This window comes from Mycobacterium sp. IDUB_28 (assembly GCF_055419285.1).
The window spans coordinates 63,861-81,326 of the sequence record NZ_JBVAXK010000002.1 but is presented as its reverse complement, the minus strand read 5'-3'; the positions used below and the strand labels follow the sequence as shown (position 1 = coordinate 81,326).

Below are 17,466 nucleotides of genomic sequence, written 5' to 3'. Positions count from 1 at the left end.
TCGACAGCCACAGCCACACTGGCGTGACACTCGCGACAATCACGCTGGCGTGACGCTCGACAGCCACAGCCACGCTGGCGTGACGCTCGGCGACAGGACGCGCGAAGGCGGCCCTCAGTTCACCGGGACGGTGTGCTCGTTGGCCACCAGCGTCTGCTCAGACCCCGTCGGCTCGGACCCGTTGCCGTTGCTGCTGACCGAGGCCACCGCGCTGCGCTTGGTCTCCAACCGCTGCAGCGCGTCCTGGGTGAACACCGACAGCCCCAGTTCGTGGTTATAACCGTGGATTTCCTTGACGTCGAGTTGCGCCAGGAAGTAGACGATCTCCTTGGAAACCACCTGGCCGGGCACCAGCACCGGGAAGCCCGGCGGGTAGGGCACCACGAAGGTGGTGGACACCAGCGTCTTTCCCTCGGCGATCCGGCGCCCTGCGGTGCCGATCAGCACGTACTCCCGGTCGGATTCTTCGTATCCGGCGTAGAACGCCGACCGGGTGTCGCCGAACACGCTGTTCTCGTCCGGCCGGAACGCGACGTCGAACTGGCTGAAGTCGGGCAGGTGCGGGAGGTCCTCGGTGATCTCCTCCACCCGCCGCTCGTGCAGCGCCCAGTCGGCGGCGCTGGCCGCCTTCTGGATACGGTCGAAGTCGGTGGCCGTGCGGCGCAGCACGTCGAGCAGATGGTGCACGCTCGACCAGGTCACCCCGATGGTGAAGATCAGCAGCACGCTGTTGATCGACGTCTTGTTGATCTGGATGCCGAACTTGTCCATCAGGATCTTCTCGCGGAAGTCGTAGCCGTTCATCCCGGTCTTGCCGAGGAACAGCGTCACCCGCGTCGGGTCCAGCACGAACTGGTCGGAACGCCATGCCTCGTTCCACTCGTCCAGCGCGCCCTGGCGGACTTCGCGGTAGGAGCTGACATGGGAGGCCCGGTACTCCTCGGGCACCAGGTCGGATTCGTCGAGGATGCGGAACCACTTGCTGATCAGCCGGTCTTTACGGACCCGGTGCCGGAAGACCAGCGCCATGTCGTACACCTGCCGAACCAGTTGAAAGCCCTCGATGTCGACCTGTCGGCGGGCCAGATCCAACGACGCCAATAGCTGCTGGTTCGGCGAGGTCGAGGTGTGGGTCAGAAACGCCTCACCGAAGGCGTCGCGCGCGCGGGCGTTGAAGTCCTGGTCGCGGATGTGGATCATCGACGCCTGCCGGAACGCCGAGAGCGACTTGTGGGTGGAGTGCGTCGCATAGACCCGCACCCGCGCGCGATCGGGATCCGGCATCAGTTGGCGTTCCACCCATTCCGAGCGGGGTACGCCTTCCATCGACTCGCGCCATTTGCGGTATTCCTCACGGTATTCCGGCGACGCCAGCATCTGCTCGAGACGGTCGGCGGACACCATGGCGGTGCGCTGACGGGCCCAGGGCACCGCTGTCGCGAAGGCGTACCAGGCCTCGTCCCACAAGAAGACGATGTCGGGCTTGATCGCCAGCACCTCCTCCATCACCCGCCGGGGGTTGTAGACCACACCGTCGAAGATGCAGTTGGTGAGCAACAGCATCCGCACCTTGTCCAGTTGCCCGGCCTCGTCGAGTTCCAGCAGCGCCTTCTTGATCGTGCTCAGCGGCACCGCGCCGTAGATGGCGAACTGCGGCAGCGCATAGGACTCCAGGTAGCGCGGGTACGCCCCGGCCAGCACCAACCCGTAGTGGTGCGACTTGTGACAGTTGCGGTCGATCAGCACGATGTCACCCGGGCGGGTCAGCGACTGCACGACGATCTTGTTGGCCGTCGAGGTGCCGTTGGTGACGAAATAGGTGTGGTTGGCGTTCCAGGTGACGGCCGCCTTGTCCATCGCCTTCTTGATGTTGCCGTGCGGGTCCAGCAGCGAGTCCAACCCGCCTGAGGTGGTGGATGTTTCGGCCATGAAGATGTTGCGGCCGTAGAACTCCCCCATGTCCTGCAACGACTTCGAGTTGAAGATGCTGGCACCGCGCGCCACCGGAAGGGCGTGAAACTGGCCGACGGGCGCGGCCGCATAGGCGCGCAGCGCGTCGAAAAACGGTGTGGAGAAACGGTTGCGCAGCCCGGCGATCACCGTGCTGTGCAGGTCGGTCACGTCGTTGAGCCGGTAGAACGTCCGGTCGTAGACGTCGGCCTGGTCGTCGGTGCCGGCCGCGATCGACTCGTCGGTGAGCAGATACAGGTCGATGTGCGGTCGCAGTTCCCTGATCCATTCGCCACACTCCACCCAGTCGTGGCTGCGGTCGGAGACCGTGGTGTCGTCGTTGGCGCCCAGCAGCGTGTTCATCAGCGGCACCCGGTCACGCGACCGCAGCGGCAGGTCGTGACGGATGATCGCGGCCTGGATCTCGCCGTTGAGCGCCACCGCGGTGATGGCGTCCTCGACGCTGGGGGCCACCAGGATCTCGAACTGGACGTCGTCGGCCGGATTGCGCAGCGCGCGCAGGCACTCCACCAGACTTTCCGGCGCTGTGGGCGGAGAATCGTCGGCGAGCAGCACCGTGTAGAACTGCTGCTGCTTGGCCTGGGCGACCAGCTCCTGGTCGGCTAGCGGCGCACTGGTGTCGAAAAGCGCTGTGCGGTCGCCGTATTCGGAGAGCAGCCGGGTGGCCAGCGACACCTCTTCGGCGAGTCGGACCGTGGACAGGACTTCCAGGTGGGCACGGAATGTCGCCAGGTTCGCCGCGCCGGGATACAGCCAATACCGTTCGTAGGCTTCGATCCGGTCCATCAGCCGCTTGACCACGGCCAGGTCGTGGGTCTTGTCGTGTCCGGCCAGGTCGACTTCCGCCAGATGCCGGCACGCGTCGTCGAGCATGTTCCAGGTGTCGACGCGGGTGTAGGAGGGGTTGGCAACCGCCGCCAGCGCCGAGACCCGCAGTCGTCGCGGACGGGCACCTTGTCGAGTCATGTCGTCACCTTCTGTTGGCGCAAATAGCGTGGGTGCAAATAGCGCGTCCGTTCGGTGCGGATGGCCAGCCGCCATTGTGTCCCGCCCGCGGACAAAGCGCGACGATTTCGGTCGAGGATTTTGGACTCAGGCCGGTCCGTCGTCGGACTCGTCGGCATCCACGATCTGTTTACCGCCGCGACTCCCCAGCGGGTTCTCCATCCACTTCAACAGCGGCAACTGGGGCATCTCCCAGCGCTTGCCCGGCAGATCGGTGACATCGCTGAGTGAACGCACCACGCCCTGGGTCAGGCCCATGATTGCGGCCATCACCGGCAGCAACGGCTGCAGCGGCTTGGCGGCCGTGCGTACCGTGCTGATCCGGCGGGCCAGGATCAGGCGTTCGACGGTGTGGTACACCCAGGCGCCCACCCCGAGCCCGAAGATCGCCAGCACCGAGGCCACGATGGTCCACCCGAACGCGGCGCTGACCACCGCGCCCACCACCACCACGACCGCCGCCAGCACCGACAGCACCACCCGCAGCTCCAACCGGGTCACGGCACGTTCTCCTGCGCCGCGCCGCGCAGCGCCCGGGCGGCCGCCCGGATCTGCGGGGTCACCAGCATCACCTGACCCAGCACTCCGTTGACGAAACCGGGGGAGTCGTCGGTGGACAGTTCCTTGGCCAGTTCGACGGCCTCGTCGACGGCCACCGGCTCGGGCACGTCGTCGGCATACAGCAACTCCCACACCGCAACCCGCAGGATGGCGCGGTCCACCGCGGGCAACCGGTCCAGCGTCCAGGTTTGCAGGTGCGTGGTGATCAGTTCGTCGATGTGGGCCGAGTGCTCGGCGACGCCGCGGGCCACCGCGGCCGAGTACGGCTGCAGCGCAGCCACATCCGGGTTGGCCTGGGCCAGTACGGTGCGGCCGTCGACAACTTCGGCCGGGCTGAGGTTGCGGGCCTCGGCCTCGAACAGCAGATCCACGGCCCGCTTGCGCGCCTGGTGCCGCCCTCGAACAGGACGCGACGGTTTCCGGTCCGGCATGTTCAGGTGTTTACCCGGCCCAGGTAGCTGCCATCACGCGAGTCCACCTTGAGTTTGTCTCCGGTGTTGATGAACAGGGGCACCTGGATCTGGGCGCCGGTCTCCAGGGTGGCCGGCTTGGTGCCGGCGCTGGACCGGTCGCCCTGCAGGCCGGGCTCGGTGTGGGTGACCACCATCTCGACGGTCACCGGCAGCTCGATGTACAGCGGCGCGCCGTTGTGGAACGCCACCTGCACGGGCAGCCCCTCCAGTAGGAAGCGCGCGTCGTCGCCGACCAAGGACTCCGGCAGCGGGTGCTGCTCGTAGTCCTGGCTGTCCATGAACACGAAGTCCGAGCCGTCGCGGTACAGGTAGGTGGTGTCGCGCCGGTCCACGGTGGCGGTGTCGACCTTCACGCCGGCGTTGTAGGTCTTGTCGACGACCTTGCCCGACAGCACGTTCTTGAGTTTGGTGCGCACGAAGGCCGGACCCTTGCCGGGTTTGACGTGCTGGAAGTCGGTGATGGTCCACAACTGGCCGTCGATGACCAGGACAAGTCCGTTCTTGAAGTCAGCAGTGCTCGCCACGGTCGTTCAAATCTCCTACAAAATGGCCAGTTCCTTCGGGAACCGGGTCAACAATTCCGGGGTGTGTCCGGCGGTCTGCGCGGCGGCCAAGGTTTCCGAGGGCACTACCAGCGTGTCCTCGATGCGGACACCGCCGCGGCCGGGTAGATAGACGCCGGGCTCCACGGTGACCACGGAGCCCGCAAGTAGTGTACCGGCGGACGTCGCACCGATGCCCGGCGCTTCATGGATCTGCAGTCCGACCCCGTGCCCCAGGCCGTGACCGAAGTGCTCGCCATAGCCGGCGTCGGCGATGATCTGGCGCGCTGCGCCGTCCACATCGCGCAGGTCAACTCCCGGGCGCAGCGCCTCCCGGCCGGCGCGTTGCGCCGTGGCGACCAGGTCGTAGATCTCCAGCTGCCAGTCGGCCGCGCTGCCCAGCACGAAGGTGCGGGTCATGTCCGAGTGGTAGCCGGCGACCAGGGCGCCGAAGTCGATCTTGACGAAGTCGCCCGGGGCCAGTTCCGCGTCGGTGGGCCGGTGGTGCGGGATCGCCGAGTTGGGCCCGGCCGCCACGATCGTCTCGAACGAGATGGTGTCGGCGCCGTGGTCGAGCATCAGGCTCTCCAGTTCGCGGGCCACCTGGCGTTCGGTGCGACCCGGCCGCAGCCCGCCGTGCTCCACCAGGTCGGCCAGCGCGGCGTCGGCCGCCTCGCAGGCCAGCCGTAGCAGCGCGAGTTCACCGGCATCCTTCACCTCGCGCAGCGCCTCCACGGTGCCCGCCGCGCGGACCAGCTCGGTGTGGTGGCCGTCGAGTGCGTTCGACAGCGCGTCGAAGCCGTCGACCGTGACGACGTTGCTTTCGTAGCCCAGTTTCCGCACACCGTCCTGCCCGGCCCGGCCGGACAGATAGCGCCCGAGGGCGCGTTCGATGGCCACCTCCAGATCCGGCGATTGCTGCGCGGCCTGGGTGCGATACCGGCCGTCGGTGGCCAACACGGCCTCGCGATCGTCAGCAAACACCAGCAACGCGCCGTTGGACCCGCTGAAACCGGAAAGATACCGGACGTTTATCAGGTCCGTGACCAGCATCGCGTCTAGTCCGGCGGCACTGATCTTTGCTTTGAGGTGGTGTCGACGCTGGGAATGTGTCACGACCCTTGACGGTACTCGCTACGCTGTTTGCCCATGAACAAGTGGATGGTGCGCGGTTTGGTCTTTGCGGCCGCGATGGTCGTGCTCCGGCTGATCCAGGGAGCGCTGATCAATGCATTTCAGACGCAGTCTGCGCTGATCAGCATCGTGCTGTTGACGCTGTACGTGATCGCCTCGGTCGTGTGGGGCGTGCTGGACGGACGCGCCGACGCCAAAGCCAACCCGGACCCGGACCGGCGCGCCGACCTGGCCATGATCTGGTTGCTCGGCGGACTGATCGCCGGCTTGGTCAGCGGCCTGATCGCCTGGATCATCGCCATCTTCTACAAGGGCATCTACACCGGCGGCATCATCAACGAGCTAACAACGTTCGCGGCGTTCACCGCGCTGCTGGTCTTCGTGTTCGCGATCATCGGCGTGGCCGTCGGCCGGTGGCGCATCGACCGCAACGCTCCCGATCCCGAGAAGCACGACGGTTCCCGGGACGGTTCCCGCGAGCGGGAGGACAACACCGACGTGTTCTCCGCCGTGCGCGACGACGACGACAGCCCGACCGGCGAGATCCCGACCGCCGGCGGCGGCCGTTCGGAGCAGCGGACCTCCGCGGTCGCCACGAAGGAACGTGCCGACGAGCGCACCGAGGTCATCCCCACCCACGACGACGAGGCCAAGACCGAAGTCATCCGCACGCACGACAGCGACGCCAAGACCGAAGTCATCCGCACCGACGACAGCGACGCCAAGACCGAGGTCATCCGCACCGACGACCACACCCGGCCGACCAAGAAGCCGGATCTGCGCAAGGACTAACCGGCCAGATACCGCAGGGCCAGCAGGTACCCCTGAATCCCCAGGCCGACGATCACTCCGGTCGCAACCGGGCTGAGGTAGGAATGGCGCCGAAACTCTTCGCGCGCATGCACATTGGAGATGTGCACCTCGATCAGCGGCGCGCGCAGCTCGGCGCAGGCGTCGCGCAGCGCCACCGAGGTGTGGGTCAGGCCGCCGGCGTTGAGAATCACCGGCTCGCCGGCGTCCGCGGCCCGGTGTATCCAGTCCAGTAGCTCGGCTTCGCTGTCGCTTTGCCGCACCACGGCGTCGAGCCCGAGTTCGGCGGCCTCGCGTTCGATCAGGGCGACCAGCTCGTCATGGGTGGTGCTGCCGTAGACCGCGGGTTCGCGCCGGCCGAGCCGGCCCAGGTTGGGGCCGTTGATCACGTTCACCGTGGTGCTCATGGCGCGCACACTCCCGCATAGGCCGTCACCAGCAGGCCCGGGTCGGGGCCCACCAGCCGGCCCGGCTTGGCCAGTCCGTCCAGGACCACGAACCGCAGCACCCCGGCGCGGGTTTTCTTGTCGCCGGCCATGAATTCGATCAGCTGCGGCAACGCGTCGGCGTCGTAGCTGACCGGCAGGCCCAGTGACTCCAGGATGGTGCGGTGTCGCGCGGCGGTGGCGTCGTCGAGACGGCCGGTGAGCCGGGCCAGTTCGGCCGCGAACACCAGCCCCACCGAGACCGCGGCGCCGTGCCGCCATTGATAGCGCTCCCGGCGTTCGATCGCGTGGGCCAAAGTGTGTCCGTAGTTGAGGATTTCGCGCAGTTCGGATTCCTTCTCGTCGGCGGCCACCACGTCCGCCTTCACGGCGATGGCGCGCCGCACCAACTCGGGCAGCACCTCGCCCTCAGGGTCCAGCGCCGCCTGCGGGTCGGCTTCGATGAGATCCAGGATCACCGGATCGGCGATGAAACCGGCCTTGACCACTTCCGCCATCCCGGCCACGATCTCGTTGCGCGGCAACGTTTTCAGCGTCGACAGGTCCACCAGCACGGCCAGCGGCTGGTGGAACGCGCCGACCAGGTTCTTGCCCGCGTCGGTGTTGATCCCGGTCTTGCCGCCGACGGCGGCGTCGACCATGCCGAGCAGGGTGGTCGGCACGTGCACGATCGACACCCCGCGCAGCCAGGTTGCCGCAGCGAACCCGGCGACATCGGTAGCGGCGCCACCGCCCAGGCTGACCAGTGCGTCTTTGCGCCCGATCCCGATGCGGCCCAACACTTCCCAGATGAAACCGACGACCGGCAGGTCCTTGCCCGCTTCGGCATCCGGGATTTCGATGCGGTGCGCATCAACTCCCTTGTCGGCCAACCGGATTCGAATCTCTTCCGCGAGCTGCGCGAGCACCGGTTGGTGCAGGACGGCTACCTTGTGCCGGCCGGCGAGCAACTCCTCGAGCTCGTCGAGCAGCCCGGTGCCGATCAGCACGGGGTACGGCGGGTCGACGGCCACCGGCACGGTGACCGGCGCAATGTCATGTTTCATGCCGGCGCTGTCAGTCATTGGGCGGCCTCTACCTCGGTCTTGAGCCGCGACACGATGTAGCGGACCACCGCGCCGGGGTTGCGCCGGTTGGTGTCGACCCGGATGGTCGCGACCCGACGGTACAGCGGAATGCGTTTGGACATCAGTTCCCGGAATTTCTCGGCACGGTCGGGTCCGGCCAGCAGCGGGCGCACGGTGCTGCCGCCGGTGCGCCGCACCCCTTCGGCGGCGCTGATCTCGAGATAGACCACGGTGTGGCCGGCCAGCGCGGCGCGCACCCCGGGGCTGGTGACCGCGCCGCCGCCCAGCGAGAGCACACCGTCGTGTTCGGCGAGCGCCGCGCGCACCACCTCCTCCTCGATGCGACGGAACTCCTGCTCGCCGTCGGTGGCGAAGATGTCGGCAATGGAACGCCCGGTCTGCGCCTCGATGGCGGCGTCGGTGTCCAGCATGCTCACCCCGAGCGCCTTGGCGAGCCGACGCCCGATGGTCGACTTGCCAGAACCCGGCAAGCCCACGAGTACCGCCTTGGGAGCCATGGCGGGCTAGCTTCCGGACGCCCGGGCCGCCGGCGCTTCCCGGTCGGCAACCGAACGCTGGTAGGCCTCGATGTTGCGCCGGGTCTCGGCCAGGGAATCGCCGCCGAACTTCTCCAGCGCCGCACGCGCGAGCACCAGCGCGACCATGGATTCGACCACGACTCCGGCGGCCGGCACGGCGCACACGTCGGAGCGCTGGTGGATGGCGACGGCCTCGTCACCGGTGGCCAGGTCGACGGTGGCCAGCGCCCGCGGCACGGTGGAGATCGGCTTCATCGCCGCGCGCACCCGCAGCGGCTGGCCGTTGGTCATCCCGCCTTCGAGGCCGCCGGCGCGGTTGGTCGAGCGCACGACCCCGTCGGGACCGGGATACATCTCGTCGTGCGCGCGGCTGCCGCGCCGGCGCGCGGTTTCGAACCCGTCGCCGATTTCGACGCCCTTGATCGCCTGGATGCCCATCACCGCGGCGGCCAGCTGACTGTCCAGCCGGTTCTCGCCGCTGGTGAAGGAACCCAACCCGACCGGTAGGCCCAGCGCTACCGCTTCGACGACGCCGCCGAGCGTGTCGCCGTCCTTCTTGGCGGCCTCGATCTCGGTGATCATCGACGCTTCGGCGGTGCCGTCGAACGCGCGGACCGGGCTGGCGTCGATGGCGGTCAGGTCCTCCGCGCGCGGCGGCGGACCGTCATAGGGCGCGGACGCACCGATGGAGATGACGTGCGAGATCACCTCGACGCCGAACGCCTGGCGCAGGAATGCCCGCGCGACCGTGCCGGCCGCCACCCGGGCGGCGGTCTCGCGGGCGCTGGCGCGTTCGAGTACCGGCCGGGCGTCGTCGAAGCCGTACTTGAGCATGCCCGCGTAGTCGGCGTGGCCGGGCCGCGGCCGGGTCAGCGGCTCGTTGCGCGCGCTGTTCTCCAGTTCTCTGGGGTCGACGGGGTCGGCCGACATCACGGTCTCCCACTTGGGCCATTCGGTGTTGCCGATCTCGATCGCGATGGGCCCGCCCAGGGTGACGCCGTGCCGCACCCCGGACAGCATGGTGACCGCGTCGCGCTCGAATTTCATCCGGGCACCGCGGCCGTAACCCAGCCGGCGGCGGGCCAGTTCGTCGGCGATCTCGGCGGAGGTGACTTCCACCCCGGCGACCATGCCTTCCACCAGGGCCACCAACGCCCGGCCATGGGACTCTCCGGCAGTGATCCAGCGCAACACCCGGTTATCTTCCCACGCGCGCGGCCGGCACCGGCCGGGCCTGCCGCCGATGTACTAGCGTGACGATTACTCCTGGTCGGACCGGGGCAACCCCGCACGGCAATCCGCACGCGCTGGAAAGGTGATCGGCATGGGTGTCAGCCTGAACAAGGGCGCCAACGTCTCACTGTCGAAGCAGGCCCCGAATCTGACCGCGGTGTCGGTGGGATTGGGTTGGGAGAGTACCTACGACCTGGATGCCAGCGCGCTCGCGTGCGGCGAGAACCGCAAGGTGCTGTCCGACAGCCACTTCGTGTTCTACAACAACCTCCGCTCCCCCGATGGATCCATCGAGCACACCGGGGACATCCTCGAAGGGTCCGGCGAGGGCGACGACGAGGTCATCAACGTCGACCTGGTCGCGGTGCCGGCCACCATAGCTGCCATCTATTTCGTGGTCTCCATCCATGACCCGCACGGCCAGGGACAGACATTCGGCCAGGTGCGCAACGCCTACATCCGGGTGTGGGATCAGGTCACCAGCAGCGAGCTGGCCCGTTACGACCTGTTCGAGGACGCCTCTACCGAAACGGCGATGGTCTTCGGTGAGCTCTACCGCCGCAACGGCGAGTGGAAGTTCCGCGCCATCGGCCAGGGCTACGCCTCGGGGCTGCGCGGCATCGCGCTCGACTACGGCGTCAACGTCGAATAGGCCCCTCAGCCCAGCACGGCCAGCGCGGTCGCGCCCGCCGTCGCCAACACCATCGACGGACCGTGCGGCACCGCGCGCACCCCGAGCACCAGCGCCGCCACCGCCGTGAGCAGCGGCGCGGTGATCGCCGCCAGAAACCACACTTCGGCACCGAAGCCCCCGGCCAGCCCGCCCAGACCGATCGCCAGCTTGACGTCGCCGGCGCCCATCGCCGTCGGCGACACCAGGTGCACCAGTAGGTACGCCCCGGTCAGGGCTGCCGCGCCGGCCACGGCGGGGACCCCGCGACCGGCCGCGACCGCGCCGGCCAGGATCGCCGCAGCGCCGGGCAGGGTCAGCAGGTTGGGCAGTCGTCGGTCCCGGACGTCGTAGCAACACAGCACCGCCATCCACGCGATGACCAGCCCGACCCGCACGCGGGCGACGGTATTCGGGTTGCGCTGAGGCGCAAGTCAGGGCCGGCCGGCGCGAGCGTCCCCGAAATGCCGCCGCTCACCGGCGTGTCGACGCGCATATGAGGACTGTCGCGGGCGACGGGCACCGCTATCCGGCCACCGCGCGCGCCATCGCCGCACGCGGTGCCGGCAGTCCGGTGAACAGCTCCACCTGCGCGAACGCCTGATGCAGCAGCATCTGCAGACCGCTGACCACCCGCCCGCCGGCGGCCTGCACTTCTGCGGCTAACGGCGTCGGCCACGGATGGTAGATCGCGTCCAGCAGCACCGGGACCGCGGCGAACGTCTCGGCGTAGCGGGCCGCGACGTCGGCCGGGATGGTGCTGACCAACGCGTCGGCGGTGGCGACCGCGCCGGCCAGCCCGTCGTCGTGCAGGCCGCAGAACCCCGTCGACACCCCGACCCGAGCGCCCAGCTCCACCAACCGCGCCGCTTTGTCCGGATCGCGCGCGACCACCGTGATCTCCCCGACCCCCAGCTGAGCCAACCCCAGCACCGCGGCCGGTGCGGTGCCACCCGACCCGAGCACCAGGGCGTGCCCACTGACCTGGCCCAGCGCACCGGCGACGCCGTCGATGTCGGTGTTGTCGGCCAGCCAGCCGCGCGGCGTGCGCACGAGTGTGTTGGCCGATCCGACCTGCTCGGCACGCGGGGTGTGTTCGTCGGCGAAGCGCAGCGCGGCGAACTTGCCCGGCATCGTCACCGAGAGCCCCACCCACTCCGGTCCCAAGCCCGCCACCACCCCGGGCAGCGCGTCGGCGTCGCACTCGATGCGGTCATAGGTCCAGTCCTGCAGGCCCAGCGCGCGATAGGCGGCCAGGTGCAGCTGCGGCGATCGGGAATGCGCGATCGGCGAGCCCAGCACCGCGGCCTTTCTGCCGCCGCGGCCTTGCTCAGCGAGCGGAATCGAGGACACCGTTGCGCTTGGCCAGTTCGATGTTGGCCAGATGCTGCTGGTAGTCGCGGGTGAACAGGGTGGTCCCCTGACCGTCGATGGTGACGAAGTACAGCCAGTCACCGGGCGCCGGATGCACCGCGGCGTTCAGCGCCTCCACCCCCGGCGAGCAGATCGCGGTGCGCGGCAGCCCGTCGACCATGTAGGTGTTCCAGGGCGTGCGCTGCGCGCGGTCCCCGTCGCTGGTGGCTACCTCGCGGCGGTCCAGCGGGTAGTTGACCGTCGAGTCGAACTCCAGCTTGCGATGTTCGTGCAGCCGGTTGTAGATGACCTGCGCCACCTTCGCGAAGTCCTGGGCATTGGCTTCCTGCTGCAGCAACGAGGCCACCACCAGGACGTCGTAGGGCGACAGGCCCAACGACTTGGCGGTGTCGACCAGCCCCGAGGTCAGGTATTGCGTCGCGCCGGCGCCGATCAGGTTGGCGAGGGTGGTTTCGGCGGAGCCGGCCGGATCGATGTTGAACGTCCCCGGCGCGATCAGGCCCTCGATCCGGCGATGGTCGTCGCCGAGTTCCTGCACCCGCTCCACGGCCCAGTCCGGCACCAGCAGCGCCGCCGATGTGCCCTTGCCGGCCGCGGTCCGCAGATCGGCCACCGACACGCAGCGCTGGTTGCCGTCCAGGTCGACGCAGGTGGCCCGCGAAATCAGGGTGAGGATGCCGGGCGTCGTCTTGTTGGTCTTCATGTCGGTGGTGTCGTCGAGCTGACGTCCCTCCGGAATGACGAGCCTGCCCACCCGACTTTTCGGATCGACCAGGCGCGACACCGCATTGGCCGCGGGAATCTCGGTGCGCATCCGGTAGAAGCCGGGCTGTATCGACGTGATGGCCACGTTGCCGTGGGCGGCGTCGACGAACGCGCGCACCGTGCGCACCACCCCGCGCTTGAGCAGGGTCTCCCCCACCGCGGTGGTCGAGTCCCCGGACAGGATTTGAATCACGATGTCGCGCTTGCCATCGCCGGAGAAGTCGTCGTCTCTCGCGGTGACCAGGTGCCACATCTTGGAGCCGAGCAGCACCGCGGCCACCACGACCACCGTCAGCAGGCTGATCGCGAAGACACCCGCGAAGCGGCGCCGGCGGCGGGTTCGCTGCGCGCGCTTGCGGGCGGCCCGCGTCGTTCGGCTCGGGCCGACGGCTTGGGGCTTGGCCCTGGTCTCGTCCTGGCTTTCGTCGAGTTCAGACATCCGACACCCGTTCAGCGGTCAGGGCACGGCGTTGATCCAGCCAGCCCTGCAGGATCGCGACCGCCGCAGCCTGATCGATCACCGCGCGTTGCTGTTTGGCCCGCATACCCGCGTCGCGCAGCGAACGCTGCGCGGTGACGGTGGTCAACCGTTCGTCGGCCAGCCGAACCGGCACCGGCGCCACCCGCCGCGCCAGCTCGTCGGCGACTTCGATCGCGTCCTGCGCTGACGAGCCGATCCGGTCGGCCAGGGTGCGGGGCAGCCCGACGACCACTTCGACGGCCTCCATCTCGGCGACCAGCGCGGCCAGTCGCCGCAGATGCCGGCCGGACCGGTCGCGACGCACGGTTTCCACCGGGGTGGCCAAGATGCCGTCCGGGTCGCTGGCGGCCACCCCGATCCGCACGGTTCCCACGTCGATCCCCAGCCGACGTCCACGCCCGGGGTCGTCCTCGCCCGGCCGGTCAGATTCCCGCGGCAACCCCACTCAACCGACCCGCGCTATCTGTGCGCGTACCGCGGCAAGGGCCGCGTCGATGCCGGCCGGGTCCTTGCCCGATCCCTGCGCCAGGTCGGCTTTGCCGCCGCCGCGGCCGTCGACGGCCACCCCCAGCTGCTTGACCAGCTCGTTGGCGCTGAGTCCCAGATCCTGCGCGGCGGCGTTGGCCGCCACCGCATACGGCACGCTCGCACCTTCCCCCTCGGCAATGAGCGCCACCACCGCGGGATCGCTGCCCAGCTTGCCGCGGATGTCGCCGACCAGCGCACGGAGGTCCGCGGCGGTGGTCCCGGCCGACATGCGTTGCGCCACCAGCCGGACATTACCGATGCGCTCGGCCCCGGCGGCGGCATTTGACGCAGCAGCCCGGGCGGTCGCCTGCCGGGCGCGGTCGAGTTCCTTCTCCGCCGCCTTGAGCCGCTCGACCAGGTTGGCCACCCGGGCGGGCACCTCCTCGGAGGGCACTTTCAACGACGACGCCAGTCCAGCCATCAGCGCACGTTCCTTGGCCAGGTGCCGGAACGACTCCAGGCCGACGTAGGCCTCCACCCGGCGCACCCCGGAACCGATGGACGATTCGCCCAGGATGGTCACCGGACCGATCTGCGCCGAGTTGTGCACGTGGGTGCCGCCGCAGAGTTCCAGCGAGAACGGTCCACCGATCTCCACCACCCGCACCTGATCGGGATACGCCTCGCCGAACAGCGCCATCGCGCCCATCGCCTTGGCTCTGTCGAGATTCTCGAGGAAGGTATGCACCTCGAAGTCGGCCTGGACGGCCTCGTTGGTGACTTCCTCGATCTGGGTGCGCTGGTCTTCGGTCAGCGGGCCCTGCCAGTTGAAGTCGAAACGCAGATAACCCGGGCGGTTCAGCGATCCGGCCTGAACGGCGTTGGGGCCCAACACTTGTCGCAGCGCAGCATGCACCATGTGGGTGCCGGAGTGGCCCTGGGTGGCGCCTTTGCGCCAGCCGGGGTCCACCGCGGCGAGCACGGTGTCGCCTTCAACGAACTCGCCGGATTCGACGTTGACCCGGTGCACGTGAACGGTTTTGGCGATCTTCTGCACGTCGGTCACCGCGGCCTTGGCGCTGCCGCCCGACCCGGTGCCGCTGATGGTGCCGGCATCGGCGATCTGCCCGCCGGACTCCGCGTAGAGCGGCGTGCGGTCCAGGATCAGCTCCACCCGGTCGGCGTCGACACCGTCGGCGTGCGACACCACCGGCACCCGCTTGCCGTCCACGAAAATGCCGAGAATCCTTGCCTGAGATGACAATTCGTCGAACCCGGTGAACTCCGTCGGTCCGGCGTCGACCAGTTCGCGGTAGGCGGTCAGATCGGCGTGCGCGTGCTTGCGGGCGGCCGCGTCGGCCTTGGCCCGCCGGCGCTGCTCGGCCATCAGCTCGCGGAAACCGGCCTCGTCGACCGTCAGGCCGGATTCGGCGGCCATCTCCAAGGTGAGCTCGATCGGGAAGCCGTAGGTGTCGTGCAGGGTGAACGCGTCCGAGCCCGAAACCACCGACACCCCGGCAGATTTCGTGGCCCCGGCCACGTCGTCGAAGAGCCGGGAACCCGAAACCAGCGTGCGGTTGAACGCCGTCTCCTCGGCAACGGCGATGCGGTTGATCCGGTCGAAGTCGCTGACCAGTTCCGGGTACGACGGACCCATCGCGTCGCGCACGGTGGCCATCAGATCGCCCACCACCGGGGTGTCGATACCCAGCAGTTTGGCCGAGCGGATCACCCGGCGCAGCAGTCGGCGCAGCACGTAACCGCGGCCGTCGTTGCCGGGGCTGACCCCGTCGCCGATCAGGATCGCGGCGGTGCGGGAATGGTCGGCAATGATGCGGTACCGCACGTCGTCGGGATGATTCCCGACGTCGTAACCGCGCGGTGCGCGGGCAGCCACCAGGTCGATGACTGGCCGCAGCAGGTCGGTCTCGTAGACGTTGGCCACGTTCTGCAGCACCAGCGCGATACGTTCCACACCCATGCCGGTGTCGATGTTCTTGCGCGGCAGCGGCCCGAGGATCTCGTAGTCCTCCTTGGAGGTGCCCTCGCCGCGCTCGTTCTGCATGAACACGAGGTTCCACACCTCGAGATAGCGGTCCTCGTTGGCGATCGGACCACCGTCGACGCCGAATTCGGGCCCGCGGTCGTAGTAGATCTCCGACGACGGCCCACACGGCCCGGGGATGCCCATCGACCAGTAGTTGTCGGCCATCCCGCGCCGCTGGATCCGCTCCGGCGGCAACCCGGCGATCTCCTGCCACAAACCCGCGGCCTCGTCGTCGTCGAGATAGACCGTGGCCCAGAGCTTCTCCGGGTCCATGCCGTAACCACCCTCGATGACGTTGGTGGTCAACAAGTCCCAGGCCAGCGCGATGGCCTCGCGCTTGAAATAGTCGCCGAAGCTGAAATTGCCGGCCATCTGGAAGAACGTGTTGTGCCGGGTGGTGATGCCCACCTCGTCGATGTCGGGCGTGCGGATGCACTTCTGGATGCTGGTGGCGGTGGCGTACGGCGGCGTGCGCTGCCCCAGAAAGAACGGCACGAACTGCACCATGCCGGCGTTGACGAACAGCAGGTTGGGGTCGTCCAGGATCACTGAGGCACTGGGCACCTCGGTGTGACCCGCCTTCACGAAATGATCAAGGAAACGCTTCCTGATCTCGTGTGTCTGCACTCTTCTTCTTCCTCGTTCCGGTACCAGGTCAACCGTCAGCCTATGCGCCGCAGCAGGCTGCCGAATACCGAATTCGGCCCGCCCAGCCTGCCAGTCAGCCGCCGACGAAGCTCAACCGGACCGACCGCTTGGGGTTGTCCCGGTTCAGGTCGACCAGGACGACGCTCTGCCAGGTGCCCAGCAACGGCTCGCCGCCACGGACCGGCACCGTGATCGACGGTGCGACGATCGCCGGCAGCACGTGATCGGCACCGTGGCCGGGCGAGCCGTGCGCATGCCGGTAACGGTCGTCGCGCGGCAGCAGCCGCTCCAGGGTGTCCACCATGTCCTCGTCGGAGCCCGCACCCGTCTCGATGATCGCGACACCGGCGGTGGCGTGCGGGACGAAGATGTTGCACAGGCCGTCCTCGTGGCTGCCGCAGAACGACCGCACCGCATCGGTGAGATCGACGTAGCGGCGACGCGTGGTGTCCACCTCCAGCACATCGGTATGCACCCGGTCAGCCTACGGTGCACGCCCTACGCGCCGCCAAGTCCAGATGTGACGGTTGCCACACCGGCGGGGTCGGAGGAAGGTGGGTGATGAACCCCCCGACGGCAGAAAGGGGCCGATCGTGTACGCACGCTCCACCACCATCCAGGCGCAACCTTCGCTGCTCAACATGGGTATCGCCCACATGCGCGACGTGGTGCTGCCCACGCTTCGCGAGGTCGACGGTTGTCTGGGCATGTCGCTGCTGGTGGACCGGGATTCGGCCCGATGCGTCGCGACGAGTGCCTGGGAGACCGAGGAGGCGATGCGCGCCAGCGCGGAGCGGGTGTGGCCGGTGCGCAGCCGCGCCGTGAAGATCCTCGGCGGCAGCGCCGTCGTCGACCAGTGGGAGATCGCCGCGCTGCACCGCAACCGGCGCTCGGGTCTGGGCGCGTGCGTGCGCGCCACCTGGCTCAAGGCCCGGCCCGAACAGTTCGAACACGCCCTGGACTTCTACAAGTTGGCGGTGCTGCCGGCCATTGAGGAGTTCGACGGGTTCTGCAGCGCCAGCGTGATGATCGACCGCACCTCGGCGCGGGCGGTGGCGTCGGTGACCTACGACAGCCGCGAAGCGATGGAACGCAGCAGCGAGGCGGCCCGCTCGCTGCGCACGGCGATACTGCGGGACCTGAGCGTCGACCAGGACGATGTCGGCGAGTTCGAACTGGCGATCGCGCGGCTGCGGGTGCCGGAACTGGTCTGACCGGTCCCGGCACTGAGG

17 protein-coding genes and 1 pseudogene are annotated in these 17,466 nt (G+C 68.5%); 3 read left to right on the top strand and 15 right to left on the bottom strand.

Annotated elements, in window-relative coordinates; all coding sequences use genetic code 11:
* Positions 1-189: 189 nt before the first annotated feature.
* The 5 genes and pseudogenes from ACZYZ9_RS04435 to ACZYZ9_RS04415 all read right to left on the bottom strand — a co-directional run.
* Positions 190-2,937: pseudogene (locus ACZYZ9_RS04435) on the bottom strand (aminotransferase class I/II-fold pyridoxal phosphate-dependent enzyme); the annotation flags it as partial.
* Positions 2,938-3,063: 126 nt separating this feature from the next.
* Positions 3,064-3,477 (bottom strand): antitermination protein NusB, encoded by a 414-nt coding sequence (locus ACZYZ9_RS04430; RefSeq protein ID WP_463825008.1) that lies wholly within the window; start codon positions 3,475-3,477, stop codon positions 3,064-3,066.
* Positions 3,474-3,968, bottom strand: a complete 495-nt coding sequence (nusB, locus tag ACZYZ9_RS04425) for a transcription antitermination factor NusB (RefSeq protein WP_463825007.1) — start codon at positions 3,966-3,968, stop codon at positions 3,474-3,476. The genes ACZYZ9_RS04430 and nusB overlap by 4 nt, the downstream gene beginning before the upstream one ends.
* Positions 3,969-3,970: 2 nt before the next feature.
* On the bottom strand, positions 3,971-4,534 hold the full coding sequence (gene efp, locus ACZYZ9_RS04420) for an elongation factor P (protein ID WP_463825006.1): 564 nt from the start codon (positions 4,532-4,534) through the stop codon (positions 3,971-3,973).
* Between the two features lie 15 nt (positions 4,535-4,549).
* On the bottom strand, positions 4,550-5,668 hold the full coding sequence (locus ACZYZ9_RS04415; RefSeq protein ID WP_463825005.1) for a M24 family metallopeptidase: 1,119 nt from the start codon (positions 5,666-5,668) through the stop codon (positions 4,550-4,552).
* A 33-nt stretch (positions 5,669-5,701) separates the two neighbouring features.
* Between ACZYZ9_RS04415 and ACZYZ9_RS04410 the strand changes: the two genes are divergently transcribed.
* Entirely contained in the window at positions 5,702-6,478 is a 777-nt protein-coding gene (locus tag ACZYZ9_RS04410; protein ID WP_463825004.1) for a B-4DMT family transporter, read from the top strand.
* Here the strand turns inward: ACZYZ9_RS04410 and aroQ are convergent.
* From aroQ to aroC, 4 genes are read right to left on the bottom strand one after another with little or no spacing between them, the layout of a single operon-like run.
* On the bottom strand, positions 6,475-6,903 hold the full coding sequence (gene aroQ, locus ACZYZ9_RS04405) for a type II 3-dehydroquinate dehydratase (protein ID WP_463825003.1): 429 nt from the start codon (positions 6,901-6,903) through the stop codon (positions 6,475-6,477). The two genes, ACZYZ9_RS04410 and aroQ, sit on opposite strands and share 4 nt — an antisense overlap.
* Positions 6,900-7,988 carry a 3-dehydroquinate synthase gene (gene aroB / locus ACZYZ9_RS04400; RefSeq protein ID WP_463825439.1) on the bottom strand — a complete coding sequence of 363 codons (1,089 nt, stop codon included), beginning with the start codon at positions 7,986-7,988 and terminating at the stop codon, positions 6,900-6,902. Before aroB ends, aroQ begins: the two co-directional genes overlap by 4 nt.
* Positions 7,989-8,002: 14 nt before the next feature.
* Positions 8,003-8,527, bottom strand: coding sequence for a shikimate kinase (locus ACZYZ9_RS04395; protein WP_463825002.1), 525 nt, complete (start codon positions 8,525-8,527; stop codon positions 8,003-8,005).
* A 6-nt stretch (positions 8,528-8,533) separates the two neighbouring features.
* Positions 8,534-9,742, bottom strand: coding sequence for a chorismate synthase (gene aroC, locus ACZYZ9_RS04390; RefSeq protein WP_463825001.1), 1,209 nt, complete (start codon positions 9,740-9,742; stop codon positions 8,534-8,536).
* Positions 9,743-9,872: 130 nt separating this feature from the next.
* Between aroC and ACZYZ9_RS04385 the strand changes: the two genes are divergently transcribed.
* Positions 9,873-10,433, top strand: coding sequence for a TerD family protein (locus tag ACZYZ9_RS04385; RefSeq protein ID WP_463825000.1), 561 nt, complete (start codon positions 9,873-9,875; stop codon positions 10,431-10,433).
* Between the two features lie 5 nt (positions 10,434-10,438).
* Here ACZYZ9_RS04385 and ACZYZ9_RS04380 read toward each other — a convergent pair whose 3' ends face one another.
* The 6 genes from ACZYZ9_RS04380 to ACZYZ9_RS04355 all read right to left on the bottom strand — a co-directional run bounded on the left by ACZYZ9_RS04380 (position 10,439) and on the right by ACZYZ9_RS04355 (position 16,697).
* Positions 10,439-10,849 (bottom strand): prepilin peptidase, encoded by a 411-nt coding sequence (locus ACZYZ9_RS04380; protein ID WP_463824999.1) that lies wholly within the window; start codon positions 10,847-10,849, stop codon positions 10,439-10,441.
* Positions 10,850-10,976: 127 nt separating this feature from the next.
* The gene (locus ACZYZ9_RS04375) at positions 10,977-11,795 is read right to left on the bottom strand and encodes a shikimate dehydrogenase (RefSeq protein WP_463825438.1); all 819 of its coding nucleotides are present in this window, start codon (positions 11,793-11,795) and stop codon (positions 10,977-10,979) included.
* Entirely contained in the window at positions 11,782-13,029 is a 1,248-nt protein-coding gene (gene mltG, locus ACZYZ9_RS04370; RefSeq protein ID WP_463824998.1) for an endolytic transglycosylase MltG, read from the bottom strand. Before mltG ends, ACZYZ9_RS04375 begins: the two co-directional genes overlap by 14 nt.
* Entirely contained in the window at positions 13,022-13,510 is a 489-nt protein-coding gene (gene ruvX / locus ACZYZ9_RS04365) for a Holliday junction resolvase RuvX (protein WP_463824997.1), read from the bottom strand. Before ruvX ends, mltG begins: the two co-directional genes overlap by 8 nt.
* Before the next feature lie 6 nt (positions 13,511-13,516).
* A complete protein-coding gene (gene alaS, locus ACZYZ9_RS04360; RefSeq protein WP_463824996.1) occupies positions 13,517-16,213 on the bottom strand; it encodes an alanine--tRNA ligase in 2,697 nt (898 codons plus the stop codon).
* Between the two features lie 94 nt (positions 16,214-16,307).
* Positions 16,308-16,697, bottom strand: coding sequence for a secondary thiamine-phosphate synthase enzyme YjbQ (locus tag ACZYZ9_RS04355; protein WP_463825437.1), 390 nt, complete (start codon positions 16,695-16,697; stop codon positions 16,308-16,310).
* Positions 16,698-16,827: 130 nt separating this feature from the next.
* On the opposite strand from ACZYZ9_RS04355, the gene ACZYZ9_RS04350 reads away from it, so the two are divergent.
* Positions 16,828-17,448, top strand: coding sequence for an antibiotic biosynthesis monooxygenase (locus ACZYZ9_RS04350; protein WP_463824995.1), 621 nt, complete (start codon positions 16,828-16,830; stop codon positions 17,446-17,448).
* Positions 17,449-17,466 lie beyond the last annotated feature (18 nt).

What these genes read in the sequence shown, in the direction of transcription:
- nusB (WP_463825007.1), bottom strand. Translation starts at nt 3,968, where the DNA reads ATGCCGGACCGGAAACCGTCGCGTCCTGTTCGAGGGCGGCACCAGGCG.
- ACZYZ9_RS04410 (WP_463825004.1), top strand. Translation starts at nt 5,702, where the DNA reads ATGAACAAGTGGATGGTGCGCGGTTTGGTCTTTGCGGCCGCGATGGTC.
- aroQ (WP_463825003.1), bottom strand. Translation starts at nt 6,903, where the DNA reads ATGAGCACCACGGTGAACGTGATCAACGGCCCCAACCTGGGCCGGCTC.
- aroB (WP_463825439.1), bottom strand. Translation starts at nt 7,988, where the DNA reads ATGAAACATGACATTGCGCCGGTCACCGTGCCGGTGGCCGTCGACCCG.
- ACZYZ9_RS04395 (WP_463825002.1), bottom strand. Translation starts at nt 8,527, where the DNA reads ATGGCTCCCAAGGCGGTACTCGTGGGCTTGCCGGGTTCTGGCAAGTCG.
- ACZYZ9_RS04385 (WP_463825000.1), top strand. Translation starts at nt 9,873, where the DNA reads ATGGGTGTCAGCCTGAACAAGGGCGCCAACGTCTCACTGTCGAAGCAG.
- mltG (WP_463824998.1), bottom strand. Translation starts at nt 13,029, where the DNA reads ATGTCTGAACTCGACGAAAGCCAGGACGAGACCAGGGCCAAGCCCCAA.